General features: G+C 49.4%; 13 protein-coding genes. 3 read left to right on the forward strand and 10 right to left on the reverse strand.

Annotation, left to right across the window (positions count from 1 at the left end; translation table 11 throughout):
- Positions 1 to 41: 41 nt before the first annotated feature.
- The 3 genes from HWY38_RS05970 to HWY38_RS05980 form a co-directional block, all read right to left on the reverse strand.
- A complete protein-coding gene (locus tag HWY38_RS05970; RefSeq protein ID WP_224181441.1) occupies positions 42 to 1226 on the reverse strand; it encodes an MFS transporter in 1185 nt (394 codons plus the stop codon).
- A 63-nt stretch (positions 1227 to 1289) separates the two neighbouring features.
- Complete coding sequence (locus HWY38_RS05975; RefSeq protein WP_032872453.1) at positions 1290 to 1712, reverse strand: MerR family transcriptional regulator; 423 nt, start codon at positions 1710 to 1712, stop codon at positions 1290 to 1292.
- Positions 1713 to 1902: 190 nt separating this feature from the next.
- On the reverse strand, positions 1903 to 3792 hold the full coding sequence (locus HWY38_RS05980; RefSeq protein ID WP_224181442.1) for an ABC-F family ATP-binding cassette domain-containing protein: 1890 nt from the start codon (positions 3790 to 3792) through the stop codon (positions 1903 to 1905).
- 158 nt (positions 3793 to 3950) lie between these two features.
- Here HWY38_RS05980 and HWY38_RS05985 point away from each other — a divergent pair, with 158 nt between their 5' ends.
- Positions 3951 to 5018 carry a glycosyltransferase family 2 protein gene (locus tag HWY38_RS05985; protein ID WP_224181443.1) on the forward strand — a complete coding sequence of 356 codons (1068 nt, stop codon included), beginning with the start codon at positions 3951 to 3953 and terminating at the stop codon, positions 5016 to 5018.
- A gap of 46 nt (positions 5019 to 5064) precedes the next feature.
- On the opposite strand, the gene HWY38_RS05990 is transcribed toward HWY38_RS05985, so the two are convergent.
- From HWY38_RS05990 to HWY38_RS06000, 3 genes are all read right to left on the reverse strand, one after another.
- The gene (locus HWY38_RS05990) at positions 5065 to 5964 is read right to left on the reverse strand and encodes an SDR family oxidoreductase (RefSeq protein ID WP_224181444.1); all 900 of its coding nucleotides are present in this window, start codon (positions 5962 to 5964) and stop codon (positions 5065 to 5067) included.
- Between the two features lie 128 nt (positions 5965 to 6092).
- Positions 6093 to 6947: a methyl-accepting chemotaxis protein gene (locus tag HWY38_RS05995; protein WP_007609984.1), complete on the reverse strand. Its 855-nt coding sequence runs from the start codon at positions 6945 to 6947 to the stop codon at positions 6093 to 6095.
- Between the two features lie 15 nt (positions 6948 to 6962).
- Positions 6963 to 8420: an aldehyde dehydrogenase family protein gene (locus HWY38_RS06000; RefSeq protein ID WP_038457244.1), complete on the reverse strand. Its 1458-nt coding sequence runs from the start codon at positions 8418 to 8420 to the stop codon at positions 6963 to 6965.
- Positions 8421 to 8664: 244 nt separating this feature from the next.
- Between HWY38_RS06000 and HWY38_RS06005 the strand changes: the two genes are divergently transcribed.
- Complete coding sequence (locus HWY38_RS06005) at positions 8665 to 10050, forward strand: amino acid permease (RefSeq protein WP_044802030.1); 1386 nt, start codon at positions 8665 to 8667, stop codon at positions 10048 to 10050.
- A 117-nt stretch (positions 10051 to 10167) separates the two neighbouring features.
- A complete protein-coding gene (locus HWY38_RS06010; protein WP_224181445.1) occupies positions 10168 to 11397 on the forward strand; it encodes an MFS transporter in 1230 nt (409 codons plus the stop codon).
- A gap of 29 nt (positions 11398 to 11426) precedes the next feature.
- Here the strand turns inward: HWY38_RS06010 and HWY38_RS06015 are convergent, their stop codons facing one another.
- From HWY38_RS06015 to HWY38_RS06030, 4 genes are read right to left on the reverse strand one after another with little or no spacing between them, the layout of a single operon-like run.
- Entirely contained in the window at positions 11427 to 12365 is a 939-nt protein-coding gene (locus HWY38_RS06015; protein WP_224181446.1) for a putative nucleotide-diphospho-sugar transferase, read from the reverse strand.
- A 15-nt stretch (positions 12366 to 12380) separates the two neighbouring features.
- A complete protein-coding gene (locus HWY38_RS06020) occupies positions 12381 to 13541 on the reverse strand; it encodes a glycosyltransferase family 2 protein (protein WP_007408950.1) in 1161 nt (386 codons plus the stop codon).
- Positions 13542 to 13569: 28 nt separating this feature from the next.
- Positions 13570 to 14481, reverse strand: a complete 912-nt coding sequence (locus HWY38_RS06025) for a putative nucleotide-diphospho-sugar transferase (protein ID WP_014417151.1) — start codon at positions 14479 to 14481, stop codon at positions 13570 to 13572.
- A 24-nt stretch (positions 14482 to 14505) separates the two neighbouring features.
- Positions 14506 to 15474 carry a GDP-mannose 4,6-dehydratase gene (locus HWY38_RS06030; RefSeq protein ID WP_012117042.1) on the reverse strand — a complete coding sequence of 323 codons (969 nt, stop codon included), beginning with the start codon at positions 15472 to 15474 and terminating at the stop codon, positions 14506 to 14508.

Raw genomic sequence — 15474 nt, forward strand, 5'->3', positions numbered from 1 at the left:
ACAAAAAGGAACTCCCGCCTGTGCGGAAGTTCCTTTTTTTCTTAATGTCCGGCTTTTATTCCCGCGAGATGTTTGCGTCCCATGAGAAGGACAAGCATGCCGGCAAAAACGACGATCCCGCCTACTGTATATGGAGTGCTTGCGGTGAAGTGTTCTGACAGCATTCCCGCAATCCACGGAGCGAGCGCACCGCCGATAAAACGGACTGAGCTGTAGGCTGAAGACGCGATTGAACGTTCAACCGGCGCAGAACCCATCACAGCGGTTGTCATGATCGTATTCACCATACCGAGAACAGCACCGGCGACAACGATACACGTAATGATCAACGTCTGATGGTCAGTCCAGATCCCCATGACGATGAGAATGACCGCAAAGGCGATAAAGAGAACGACGAGCGAACGCACTGTTCCCAGCGCTTTGTGCAAGAGCGGCGCCGTAAAGACTGACGTAATTGCCAGCAATAACCCCCAGCCGAAGAAGACGTATCCAAGGCCGTGTTCATCTAAATCCAGCACGAACGGAGAATAAGCAAGCAAAATAAAAAATCCAAAGTTGTATAAGAATGCAGATACTGCCATTGTCAAAAGACCTTTATATTTGAGCGCCTTCATCGCATCAAACACACCGACGCGTTTCGCCGGTTTCGGCAGCTTCGGCAGCATGAGTGAAATCGCGCATAGCGCTATGAACATGAGGACAGACACTCCGAAGAACGGAGCGCGCCATGAAATGCTGCCAAGCTCTCCGCCGGCAAGCGGCCCGACGGAAATCCCCAAGCCGAGTGCGGCCTCATACAGAATAATGGCTTTGGCGCTGCCGCCGACAGATACCCCGACAATGACGGCAAGCGCGGTTGAAATAAAGAGAGCATTCCCAAGCCCCCAGCCGCCGCGATAGCCGACAAGCTGAGCGATTGAACTTGAGCTTCCGCCAAGGGCGGCAAACACGATGATAAAAATAAGTCCGAGAAGCAGCGTCCATTTTGCGCCGATCCGGCTTGAAATCGCGCCGGAGAAAAACATCATAAAACCGGTAACGAGCAAATAACTTGTAAATAACAGAGATACTTCACTAGGTGAAGCATGTAATTGTGCGGCGATCGCCGGAAGAATCGGATCGACAAGACCGATTCCCATAAAGGAAATAACACAGGCAAACGCAACCGCCCAAACGGCTTTCGGCTGGCTGAATAAGCCTGTTTTCTGTTGTGATGATGTATCCATTTGACCAGACCTCCTGTTTCATCCATTAAAAGAAACGCTATATACATAGCGTTTACAGCAAAATCATTCGATTGATTGAATGGCGCGTTCAGCTTTTTCTTTCATTCCGTTAAGGCGCGTTTTAAAATGCTGAAATGTGCTGATCTTCTCATCAATCATCTCAAGCTGGTGGTTCAAAGCGTGCTGAATCTCTTCCAGCTTTTCTTTCCGTTCCTTCGGATCCAGTGACAACAAGTACCCCTCTTTGTTTAATTCCAGCTGACGGCTCATCTCCATAAACTGCTGAAGCTCCTGAAGGGAAAAACCGAGCACTTCTTTTGTGCTGGTTACTTTTTCGAGCTCCTCCATATCATCTTCAGAGTAAAGCCGGACGCCGCCTTCTGTCCGTTTAGGAGCAGGAATCAAACCAATCTCCTCGTAAAAACGAATGGTTCGTTTTGTCAATCCGCTTCGCTTGGCAACTTGATCAATCTTCATCCATTCCAAGGTGAATCCCCCTCTTGTCGTATCTGTTTCTATTATACACCATTTGAACCTTAACGTAAACGTAAACTTTTTATGCCTGATAAACTTGGTTTGGACAAAACGTTTGTCTTTAAATCGCCGGGAAACATCTGTGCAAGATATAAAAAGCCGGTATGACCCGCCATCTTCTCGGGGGCCGTACCGGCTTTTCTTAATTCTCAAGTTCTTCAATCATCAGTGACAATTCGGTCCAGCGCTCCATCGCCGCTTCAAGCTCTTCAGCCGTTTTTGCCTGTTCGGCCATCAGTTCTTGAATCTTTCCGAAATCACTTCCCGCTTCAGCGATTTCCGCTTCCAGACGCTGATGCTTTTCTTCAAGGCCGGCGATTTTGTCTTCGATGCCGTCCCATTCGATCTGATCCTTATATGAAAGCTTTTTGCGCTTTTTCTTCGGCTCTTCTTCCGCCTTTTTCTCTTCGGCCGGCTGTTTTACCGCCGTCTTCTTCGCTTTTGCGTGTTCCATGTATTCACTGTACGAACCTTGGAAACGGGAAATGACACCTTGTCCTTCAAATACGATCAGGCGGTCAATGACGCGGTCAAGGAAATAGCGGTCATGGGATACGGTGATGACGACACCTGGGAACTGTTCGATATAATCTTCGAGCACGCTTAATGTTTCCGTGTCCAGATCATTGGTCGGCTCATCTAAAAACAGCACATTCGGTTCCTGCATCAGTACATTCAGCAAGTACAGACGGCGCTTTTCCCCGCCCGACAGCTTTCTGATATATGTCTGCTGCATCGGACGCGGGAACAGAAAACGCTCAAGCATTTGTTCCGCGGTGATGACATCGCCTTCCGCCGTTTTGACGATTTCAGCCGTCTCTTTTATATATTCAATGACTTTCATATCGCCGTTCATTTCGCTGTGGTCCTGGGTGTAGTAGCCGATCCGGACCGTCTGCCCGATGGTGATATTGCCGCTGTCAGGCTGAATTCTGCCGGCGAGGCTGTTTAAAAGTGTCGTTTTTCCGATTCCGTTCGGCCCGATGATGCCGATTCTTTCCCCCGGGATGACAAGCTCATTAAACCGGCTGATCAGCGCTTGGCCGTTATAGGTAATGGTCACGTTATCGGCTTCGATCACCTGTTTTCCGAGACGGTGTGAGCCGATCGCGAAATCGAGTGCTCCGGAGACTGCCGGCCCTTTTTGCTCCTTGAGCGCCTCCGCTCTGTCCACTCTCGCTTTTTGTTTCGTCGAGCGCGCTTTCGCCCCTCTTCTGAGCCACGCCAATTCGCGGCGCAGGAGGTTTTGACGTTTTGTTTCTTTCTGCTCCGCCAGCGCTTCCCGTTCGGCCCGTTTTTCCAAGAATACTTCATAGTTTCCTTTATACGTATAAAGGCTGCCTCTCTCAAGCTCGTAAATTCTGTTCGTCACCCTGTTCAGAAAATATCTGTCGTGCGTGACAAGCATAACGGCGCCCGGATATTGCGATAAGTAGCCTTCCAGCCATTCAATCGTTTCATTGTCCAAGTGGTTTGTCGGTTCATCCAAAATGAGCAGGTCAGCCGGCTGGATGACGTTTTTCGCAATCGCGACGCGCTTTCTCTGGCCGCCGGACAGCTCACTGACATCCTTCATCAGATCGGTGACGCCAAGTTTGGTTAAAACCGTTTTGGCTAACGTATTCGCCTCCCACGCATCATTCGCGTCCATTCGGGCCTGCGCATCAAGCAGCTGTTTCTGGCGCTGGTCATTTTCCGGTTCTTCATTCAGCGCCTGAAGCGCTTTTTCGTACTCTCTCATCGTTCTCATGACGGCTGATCCGCCGGAATAAATATGCTCAAGTACGGTTTGTCCGGCCGGAAGCTCAGGGTCCTGATGCAAAAACTCAATATGCACGCTTCCTGAAGCCGTAATCTCGCCTTCCTCCGTTGATTCAAGGCCGGCAATGGTTTTCAGAAGCGTAGACTTCCCCGTTCCGTTCGGGCCGATTAAACCGATTCTTTCATTCTCTTCAATATGAAAGGAGATATGGTCGAATAATGTCTTATCTCCGTATGTTTTATAAAGGTTTTCCGCTTTTATGATGCTCATGGTCCCTATCAATCCTCACGTAAGTTCATGTGTTCATTTTAAATCAGGCGCTGGAATAAAACTAGTAAAAGGACAGACAAATTTCTTGGAAGAGATCATTTTGTCCGAAGAATGTTTCCGCCTCTCCTTTTATACACTGGAGGGGAAGAGGTGATGACATGATCAGCGTCAGTTTGTGCGTTATCGTGAAAAATGAAGAGGAAGTGCTTTCGGGCTGTCTTGATTCCGTCAAAGACATTGCGGATGAAATTGTGATTGCTGATACGGGCTCGACCGACCGGACGAAAGAAATCGCGGCCCGTTATACGGATAAGATTTATGATTTTGAATGGATCGATCACTTTGCGGCCGCCCGTAATTTTGTGTTTTCGAAAGCGGAAATGGATTATATTCTGTGGCTGGACGCCGACGATATCCTGACGGAAAAGGACCGTGAAAAGCTGATTGAACTGAAGGCTTCGCTTTCAAAAGAGGTGGACGCGGTATCCATGTATTATCACGTCGGCTTTGATGCTCGGGGAGAGGTCAGCTTCAGATACCGCCGCAACCGACTCGTCAAACGTGAAAAAGGGTTCCGCTGGATCGGAGCCGTGCATGAGTATCTTGAAGTATACGGAAACATCATAGAAACCGATATTGCCGTCACACACCGGAAATCCGAGAAAAAGCACTCGCCTCCCTCAGACCGCAACTTGAAGATTTATGAGAAAATGGCGGAAAACAGTGAAACGATGACACCGCGCGATTTGTTTTACTTCGCGAATGAATTAAAGGATCACGGCCAGTATCAGCGCGCCATCACGTATTATCACCATTTTCTTTCCACAAAACAGTGCTGGATCGAAGACGAGATCAGAACGTGCCAATATCTATCCGATTGCTACAGGGCGGTCGGCCATGAAGAGGCCGCCATGACGTCTCTCTTAAAATCATTTCTGATCGATTGTCCGCGGCCGGAGTTCTGCTGCAGGCTCGGCGACTATTTTGCGGAGAAACGGCAATACCAGCAGGGCGTATTTTGGTATGAGCTCGCCCTATCCGCCAAAAGCAGTGATGCAGGCTTTACCCAGCTCGAATATTCCACCTGGTATCCCCATCTGCAGCTCTGCGTCTGCCACTGGCAGCTCGGCGACAGAGAAAAAGCGAAGATTCATAACGACAAAGCTGCCTCCTATCATCCATCACATCCGAGTGTCCTGTATAATCAAAACGTGCTCGGCACATAACATCAAAAAAAGAGCTGCCCCCGTATGTAGGGCAGCTCCTTATTGATTACGCTGTCGGAATTCCTCCGCTTACACTGTAAATCTGGGATGTCACATAGCTCGATTCTTCTGAGGCCAAAAAGACATAAATCCCTGCAAGCTCCGCCGGCTGTCCGGCGCGCTTTAATGGAACGGCCGGTGTTTCCTTGCCGAATTTCGGAATGTTTTCACCTGGCTGTCCTCCCGAAATCTGCAGCGGCGTCCAGATCGGCCCCGGCGCTACCGAGTTGACTCTGATTCCTTTATTCGCCAGCTGCTTTCCTAAGCCGACGGTAAAACCGATAATGGCATGTTTCGTCGCGGCATAATCCAACAGCATCGGGCTTGGATTATACCCTTCTACGGACGTTGTCGTGATAATAGACGCGCCTACCGGCAGATACGGAAGCGCGGCTTTGACGAGCCAATACAGCGAGAATACGTTGACTTCAAATGTTTGATAGATTTGTTCTGTGGCAAGATCGCTGATATCATCCACTGCCTGCTGTTTGCCGGCGACAAGAGCGAGCGTGTCAAGACCGCCAAGCTCTTGATACGCTTTTTCCGCCAATTCTCCGCAAAACGCTTCATCGCTTAAATCTCCCGGCAGCAGAACGGCTTTTCTTCCCTCTTTTTCAATTAACGCTTTCACTTCTTCGGCATCCGGCTGTTCCTCAGGCAGATAGTTAATCGCCACATCCGCCCCTTCCCGGGCATAAGCAATCGCGGCGGCCCGGCCGATACCTGAATCGCCGCCGGTGACGAGGGCTTTTCTTCCCTTCAGCTTGCCGGCTCCTTTATAGCTCGTTTCACCGCAGTCCGGCAAAGGCTTCATCTCTTTTTGCAAACCGGGCGGTTCTTGATATTGTTTTGGAAATTCATCATGATCATATTTCGTCAGCGGGTTGTGCAGATTTGCATCAGACATACAAGACTCCCCTTTATCATTGGTGATGTATTCGTATGTGTACCCCTGAGCATGATGGATCAAACGTGTAAGTGCAGTTTCCGATTGATAAAGGGAAAACAAAAAAGGAGCCCGTAAGCTCCCTTTTTTTATGACTCTCCGAGTACGTTTTCAGCCATTTTCGCTAAATGCTGGGCGCTTCCCGAAATTTCCTGCATCGTGGCAGAAATTTGTTCAACCGCCGCCGCTTGGCCGTTTGTGTTCTGGTTGATGGATTCAATAGAGTCCTCCAGCCCTTTCAGCAGGCTGTGGATTTTTTTCGTAATCTGATCAATTTGGCCGACATTGTCTTTTGAATGAGTGGCAAGCTTGCGGATCTCATCCGCCACCACGGAAAAGCCCTTGCCGGATTCTCCTGCTCTCGCGGCTTCAATGGCCGCATTCAAACCGAGCAGATTGCTTTGATCCGAGATGCCCTTGACAGTGACGGAAATGTCGGCGATTTCTCCCGCGCTTTCACTGACTTGTTTCGCCTGAGTGGAAATCCCGGTCATCTGTGCTGAGAAACCGCTGATGGATTCTGAGATATCCGCGATGGCCGAAGCGGTCTGTTCCACGACGGCGGACAGGCTTTCAGCGACATCGTGAAGCTTGGCTGATTTTTCAAGGCTGGTGCCGAGGCCGACGCCGCCGATGACTTTTCCGTTTTCATCGTGAAGCGGAATCGCTCTGGCGATCAGCGGAAATCCGAACAGCTCTTTCGGCACCATGCTTGTCTTCTTCTGATTCATGCGGATCGCGTCTGTAATGATATCCCCTTTTTGCAGCGGGTCTCCCGGCTTTACATTAAGAGAAAACGTTTTAGCCGGGATATTCACGATTAATTTTTCTGTATCATAAATTCCGATGGTGATGTCATCTTGGATCAGGCTGTTTAAAAAAGGCGCAACTTTGACAAAGGCGTCAAGCAGGCTGTGCGTTTGCTGCTCCGTCTGTATACTCATTTCTTTCACTCCTTCTTAATATGGGAATTGCCGTTTTTCATGCTGAACCGAAATCCATTTCAGCGTGGTGAATTCTTCAAGGCTCCATTCGCCGTTCAGCCTGCCGAGACCTGATTGTTTCTCGCCGCCGAACGCGACGTTCGGTTCATCATTAATGGTCGTATCGTTGACGTGAATCATGCCGGTTTCGATCCGCTTGGCAAACTCAACGCCGCGCTCAACGTTTGCCGTATGCACGGCTCCGCTTAAACCGAACGGTGTCGCGTTTGCTATGCTTACCGCTTCATCCTCCGTTTCAAACGGCATGATGCAGACGGCCGGTCCGAACAGCTCCTCCTTCGCGATGCTCATCTCAGGTTTCACATCTTTTAAAATGACGGGCTCAGCGACCGTTCCGCTGAATCGGCCGGACAGCACCGGAACCGCTCCCTCTTCTATCGCTTTTTCGACAGACCGTCTCAGACCTTCCGCCTGCCTCTCATTGATTAAAGGACCGATAACCGTATCAGGGTCCATCGGATCGCCGACTTTCAGCGATGACACTTTCGCTTCGTAAAGCTCTGTAAATTTGTCATATACAGATGTGTGAACGAGCACGCGGTTCGCCGACATACAGATCTGGCCTTGATGCGTAAACCGGCTGAATACGGCCGCATTGACGGCGTATTCAAGATCAGCATCCTCAAGCACGATCAGCGCGCTGTTTCCGCCAAGCTCCAACAGCGGTTTTTTAAAGTGTTTGACCGCAAGCTGTCCGATATAGCTGCCCACTCCGGTTGAGCCTGTAAATGAGATAATCCGCGGCACGGGATGCTCAACAAAGCTGTCGCCGATCTCCCCGATATCCGTCACGATAACATTGAGCAGCCCGTCCGGTACGCCGGCCGCTTCAAAAATTTTCGCGATAAGCGTTCCGCCGCAGATCGGTGTTTCTTCATGAGGCTTCAGCACGACGCCGTTCCCCGCGCCGAGTGCCGGCGCAACAGATTTCATCGAAAGGAAAAATGGGAAATTAAACGGGCTGATCACCCCCACGACTCCGGCGGGTATTCTGTACAGTCTGTTTTCTTTTCCGTCAATCGTGGACGGGAGAATTTTTCCTTCCATCCGCACCGGAAATGTTGCGGCTTCTTTTATCATATTTTTGACAAGTCCGATTTCAAACTCAGCCTTCAGCCGTGTTCCGCCAAGCTCCTCCATGATTAAGTAAATAATCGCTTCTTCGTGCTCTTCAATGAAAGAAACGGCGTTTTCCAAAATGGCCCGCTTTTTAAAAGGGTTTACTTTGTCCCATTCTTGTTTCGCAAGAGCCGCGGCGCGATATGCCGCATCCACGTCATCAGACGTCGCTTTTTGGAATGAGGTGATGACTTTTTGAGTATAAGGATTTCTGTTTTCCAATACGTTCCGGCTGCTTCCATCCCTCCATCGGCCGCCGATAAACTGCTTATTTAGTTCTTCATATTGAAACATGTAAACATCTCCCTTTCACCGAAACTTGAAATTAGTTGATGAGTCATCTTTTGTATCGGTCTTAAGGTGAGAAAATTGAACTATTTCACAATAAAATTCCCGTTCCTTCCGTGCATCGACGCTTTTTAGCTTTGTCCTTTTAAAGTGGAAAATTCTTTAATTGACTGCGAGAAATTTCGACAATATAATACAAACGTCAGTGTATATAATGATAAGAATATTATGAATTTTCAGGAGGACCCATATGTCTTTACTATTTCGGAAAAAGCCGCTGGCTGACTTAAAGGCCCAGAGCAAACAGACCAGCCTGTCCCGCTCGTTAAGCGCTTTTGACTTGGTTTTGCTCGGAATCGGCTGTGTTGTCGGCACTGGGATTTTTGTGATTACCGGGACTGTGGCTGCGACAGGCGCAGGACCGGCTTTGATTCTGTCGTTTGTGCTCGCGGGCCTTGCCTGCGCGCTCGCCGCGTTTTGTTATGCGGAATTTTCTTCATCGATTCCGATTTCAGGCAGCGTATATACGTATTCATATGTCACTCTCGGGGAGTGTCTCGCGTTTTTAATCGGATGGGACTTAATGCTTGAATATGTCATCGCGCTCGCCGCCGTCGCAACCGGCTGGTCATCCTATTTCCAGTCGCTTCTTGCAGGCTTCGGGCTGCATCTTCCGGAGGCGCTGACCGCCGCACCCGGCAGCAAAACGGGTGCCGTGTTCAACCTGCCGGCCGTTATCATTATTTTGGTCATCACCGCGATTGTTTCAAGGGGCGTGAAAGAAAGCACTCGCTTTAACAATGTCATTGTATTGATGAAAATTGCGATCATTCTGCTGTTTATCATCGTCGGTTTCGGCTACGTGAAACCGGAAAACTGGTCGCCGTTTATGCCGTTCGGAATGAAAGGCGTCATCACGAGCGCCGCGACCGTTTTCTTCGCGTATCTCGGATTTGATGCCGTGTCAAACGCGTCGGAAGAAGTGAAAAACCCGCAGAAATCAATGCCGGTCGGAATCATCGGCGCGCTCGCCATCTGCACCATCCTTTACATTACGGTATCGCTCGTCCTGACGGGAATGCTTTCGTACACCAAGCTGAACGTCGGAGATCCGGTATCTTTCGCGCTCCAATTTGTCGGCCAGAACAAGATAGCAGGCATTATTTCCGTCGGCGCGATTATCGGGATTACAACAGTGATGCTCGCTCTGCTTTACGCTCAGGTGCGCCTTACATTTGCGATGAGCAGAGACGGCCTTTTGCCACGCATGTTTTCCAAGGTTCACCCGCGTTTTAAAACACCGTTTCAAAACACATGGGTGACGGGGATCGTTGCCGCCGGGATCGCGGGTTTTATTGATCTGGGAACCTTGGCGCATCTCGTCAATATGGGAACCTTGGCGGCCTTTACGGTCATTGCGATCGCCGTCATCGTTTTAAGAAAGAAACATCCGGAGATCAAATCTTCCTTCCGTGTTCCTTTCGTGCCTGTTGTGCCGATCATCAGCGCATGCTTATGCGTGTATCTCGCAAGCAGCCTGCCGGGCGTGACATGGCTCGCCTTTGTCATCTGGATCGCCGCCGGGATCGTCGTTTATATGATGTATTCGAGAAAACACAGTTTGTTAAATAAATAAAAAGGGAGGCTCTTTTTTCTGTTTGAGAAAGAAGAGCCTTTTTTGCACTTGATAATTCATTCACCTTATGAATAATATGGTGTATGCTTCGTTTACATAAAAAGGAGGAGAATCACTTTGGCCATTGCCGCCCCGCTTAAAGAAAAACCTGTCCATCGTCCCGAGACAACCATGTATTCTATTTTGTTCATTATCGGGATTTGTCATCTGCTGAACGATTCACTGCAAGCGGTGATTCCGGCGATGTTTCCGATTTTGGAACGTTCCATGAATCTTACATTTACGCAGCTCGGAATGATCGCCTTTACGCTGAATATGGTGTCTTCCGTGATGCAGCCCGTCATCGGCTGGTATACGGATAAACGCCCGATGCCGTATGCTTTGCCGCTCGGACTCACCGCAAGCATGCTCGGCATTTTAGGTCTCGCGTTCGCCCCGTCTTTTCTGACGATTTTATGCTGTGTCTTTTTTATCGGCCTTGGCTCCGCCGTCTTTCATCCTGAAGGATCGCGTGTCGCTTACATGGCCGCCGGCGAAAAGCGCGGATTGGCGCAATCGATTTACCAAGTCGGAGGGAATACCGGCCAGGCGATGGCGCCCTTGATTACCGCGCTGATTCTCGTTCCGCTCGGTCAATTCGGCTCTGTCTGGTTTACGCTAGTCGCCGCAATCGCTGTGCTGTTTCTCATTTATATCGCCAAATGGTATAAAGGCCGCCTTATTCATTTGCGCGCCGCAAGTAAAAAATCACCGGCCGCCGCTGTGCAGACCGTGATTACAAAACCGATTATTCTTGCACTTATCATGATTATCTTCTTAATTTTCGCGCGCTCCTGGTATGTGAGCGCGATCGGCAACTTTTATACGTTCTATGTGATGAATGCCTATCATGTCAGCATTCAGCAGGCACAGAGCTACATCTTCGTCTTTTTATTTTTCGGAGCTGTCGGAACGTTTCTCGGCGGGCCGCTTGCAGACCGTTTCGGAAAGCGGAACGTCATCATCGTTTCCATGACGGCATCGGCTCCCTTGACGATTTTCCTTCCGTTTGCGGGACCTGTCATCGCCTATGGCGTACTGGCGCTGATCGGCGTTGTTCTGATGTCCAGCTTCTCCGTGACGGTCGTCTACGCGCAGGAGCTTGTTCCCGGCAAAATCGGAACGATGTCAGGGCTTACGGTCGGGCTCGCCTTCGGAATGGGCGCGATCGGAGCGGTTGCGCTCGGAGCTCTTATTGATTCAGCGGGATTGACGCCGACCATGACTGCCGTCGCCTTTCTGCCCGTTTTAGGTCTGCTCGCCTTTGTCCTGCCGAGTGACAAAACATTAAAAGAATGGCATTCATAAAAATAATCCCTGCCTTTTCGGCAGGGATTTTATGTTTCAACCGTATAAAAATGAGTGTCAGGAACAGCATATTTCGGAATAAACCCGTCTCTGAAATCAGGAAATGCTTTTTGAATTTCATCAATCCATTTTTTTACGTTTTTGATGTACGGCACGTAAATCATATTGACTGTCGCCTCGTCATCAATGTGATAGTACCAGCACAGATTGAATTCGTTCTCCGTGACGAGCGTAAAGCCTGAAAAATGATAAAAAATCAACGGGGTGTCATTGACATATACAGCCCCGTCGCGCAGGCTGACGTCATATTGCTCAATATTCCACAGCGCCGCATTCGCGCCGATCGACTCCGTGACATGAACGTCTTCAAACTGCGCGGGCCACTTTTCAACATACCTTTGGTCACCGTATGTCTTTTTTTCTTCATTCATCTCCACCGTACAATAGGAGATGCAATCCTGTCTCCACTGCCAGACCGCCCGATACGCTTCCCCGGTATTCCGCGCGCCGACAAACCCGGTGTTGTACTGCCCCGTCAGCTTGTAATAAGACGCAAACCGTTCTGAATTGCGGTGATCCGTCAGAAAAAGGGAAGCATCCGGCTTTTCCGCAAACAGCTCGCCCGCATCTGAGAAGAAAAAGAGATCGGTGTCCAAGTGGGCAAAATATTCAGCTTCATCATACTCTGTCATCACATGGAACAGAAATGCCGGCTTCAGCGTCCAGCAATATTCATGAAACGTCCGGCCGCCCTTTGCTTCAAGCAGCTCCGGGTCCTCCATTTCATGGAGCTGAACCGCCGTGACATGTTCCCACGGCACCTGCTGAATCAGTTCGTACGCTTTCTGGTCGACACACAGCACATACAGATGAAAATCCCGGCAATGCTCATGGAGAGAATGAATCATCGGCATCAGTTTAAAGATATGCGTTCTGGAAACAATGGTTGAAAAATGATATTTACTCACCATATCACATCCAATTTATTTAAGATCCACATGCAGTAAATCAGCAGCCAGCGCTTTGAACGCCCTTGCAAAGTGCGTGACGCCCAGCTTTTTTTCCGCTTTTGCCAAAAGCTTTCCGACCTCCGGCAGATTGAAGCTGTTCGCCGTGATACGCGGGCTTTTCGTCTTCCAGTCCGGGTCGAGGTTGCGGTCTTTAACCGCGTGCAGCAGCTCGAGAAAAATGTGCAGCAGACTTTCATATTTCTCATAATCAAGCAGCACTTCGATGTCTGCCATCATGCTGTTGGTTAACTCCGCGTCAAACGGGCCGTTAAACGCGAGGTGCACGTCAAGCGAATGAATGTCATTGTACTTGTCGCACATGTACGCGATATTCGCCCTGATGTCATCAACGGAAGCGCAGTTGCTCGGATGCTCCTGATGGACGCTCATGATATCGCGCCGCAGCTGAAATCTCATTCCCGACTGATGAAGCCTGATGCCGAGATCATAATCTTCAAAGCCGTATCTGACAATGCCTTCATCAAACAGGCCGAGATCTGCCACGTGCTGTCTCTTGACTGACGAATTGTTCGTAATGAAAAAACGCCACGGCAGACGGTAGCCGTTCAAATCATCTCCGTATTTTTCCAAAATGCTTTTCAGCACACGGATAAAGTCGGTATCTAAATCAAAACATTGGTCAAGAAAACTTCCGTCTCTGATGTCACTTTCATCAAGGAGCGGCTCTTTATCGCCCGGCAGCTCTTCATACAGTTCGGCGAGTTTTTCCTTATGCTCTTTTTCAAAACGGTCATAATAAAAGCTGTAAATCCGCTTCCAGAACATACCGCATACGACAAGATCGTCCCGGTTCTCATGAGCCTTGATATGCTTCGCCACCAAATCTTTTTCAGCAAGCATATCGCTGTCATGGAAGATCAAAATATCACCTCTGGCATTGCGGACCGCCTGATTCCGGCCGTAAGCGATCCCTCTGTTTTCTTTAATTCTCACAAAAATCAGCGGAAAATTCGCGCTGAATGATTCAAGCATGGATAAGGTTCCGTCTTCCGAACCGTTGTCAGCCACAATCACTTCGAACGGCTCTGTGCATTCCTGTTCATTCAGGGACAGCAGGCTGTTATAAAGCCTCTCCTTGGAATTATATGCGGGAACAATGACGCTTGCCTTCACTTTTCGTTCACTTCCTGTATATGATCATTTATTTGTTATCATCCTCAGATGCAAAACCGCTGAACTCCGGGCAGACGGCGCTGACCGTCCCGATCACCCGCTTCAGAATGTCCTGATAAAGCTGATGGACAAACGGCAGGTCGGTCCGGTCCGTCTCATGAATCTGCCGAATGTCGCCGGCTGTAACGATCCGGTATCCGCTGAAATGATAGAAAATCAGCGGACTTCCGTCTTCAAGCACAAGACGCCCGTCCTTCCATGAAAACGTGTGGCGGCCGTAATTCCAATGTCCGATATTCACGCCGGGCGTGGTGATGTCACACACATTCGGGAACAGGCCGGACATGTAATCCAAGTAGCCTTGATCTCCGAATTTTCCTTCGCCCGGCGCATTTTTGCATTCTTCAAGGCAGCGTTCTTTCCACCATCTGAGACAATCTGTGCCGGCACTGTCGGTTTTGAAGCTGAGAAAACCGGAATTATACCGGCCTAAAAGACGCTGCAGCATGTCGATTTCCTGTTTTTCAAATGAGGGAATGACGATATCGCCCCGTGACAGAAGCACCGAACAATCCGGCTGATTGTCAAAAATCGCGCGCGGATCAGCGAAGAAAAACAAATCGGCATCAATGTACGTGACACGCTCTAATTCCGGATGTCCGTCCAGCACGAATTCGAGAAATACCGGCTTCACCGTCCAGCAGTATTCGCTCTGATCTCTCGTCCGCTTCAGTTCAAGGAGCTCCTCATTTTCCAGTGCGGACACCTGAATCAAGGTAACATTATCCGGCCGCATTGCCTGAAGCACGTCATAGGTGTCTTGATCCATACACAACGTAAAAATGGGGGCGTCCGCCTGAACCGCTTTCAATGAGCCGAACAAAGCGATAGCCTGATACAGCCTTCCTTTTGATAAAACTGTGCAATATGCGCTTGTCACGTCTTTCTCTCACCTCTGTTTCTGTTACTTTTGAAAAAAGGCTTTATACCATTCGATCGTTTTTTCCAATCCTTCATCAATGGTATGCGCGGGCGTCCAATTCAGAAGCTTCCTCGCCTTTTCCGCCGATAAATATTGGTGCTTGATTTCATGGCTTCCCTGGTTGAGCACTTTCGGCTTGAGGTCACTGTCCATGGCCTTAAGAATTTTTTCTACAAGCTCCAGCACCGTCAGCTGAATCTCATTGCTGAAGTTGAACGCTTCTCCCGCGAGATTGAGCTCCTCCATCTTTTCCGCCAGCAAAAGGTATGCCTCGACCGCATCCTCGATGTAAAAATAATCACGGATAAATGTGCCGTCGCTGCGGATTTCCGGCGCTTCACCGTTCAGCACGAGCTGAATCGTCTGCGGAATAATCCGATTGAAGTTCAAATCTCCGCCGCCGTACAAGTTGCCGCAGCGCGTAATACAGACCGGAAGTCCGTACGTATTAAAATATGTGTGGCTTAATAAATCGGCACAGCTTTTTGATACGTCATACGGATGTTTGCCCTGAAGAGGCATGTTTTCATCGTACGGCAGTGTCGGCTGGTCGCCGTACGCTTTATCACTGGACGCGACGATCACCCGCTTGATGAGCGGATGCCTGCGGCACGCTTCAAGGATGTTCCATGTGCCGAGAATATTGGCTTCAAATGTGGAAATCGGATTGCGGTTTGCGACGCCGACGATCGCCTGAGCGGCTAAATGAAAGACCGTGTCAATTTCATATTCGCCCAGCGCCCGTTCAATCACATCCAGATCTTCAAGCGCGCCCTGCACGATATTCATTTGCTTCACTTGTTCTCCCTGATACAGGTTCGACTTGGGCACAGTGTCACGGACAAGTCCCGTCACATTAGCCCCCTGATCGATCAGTTCCTTCACCAAGCAGCTTCCTAAAAGACCTGTACATCCCGTCACAAACACATTTTTATTTTTCCAGAAACTCAA

Origin of the sequence: Bacillus sp. KS1, from assembly GCF_020075515.1 — a bacterium.
GTDB classification, from domain to species: domain Bacteria; phylum Bacillota; class Bacilli; order Bacillales; family Bacillaceae; genus Bacillus; species Bacillus velezensis.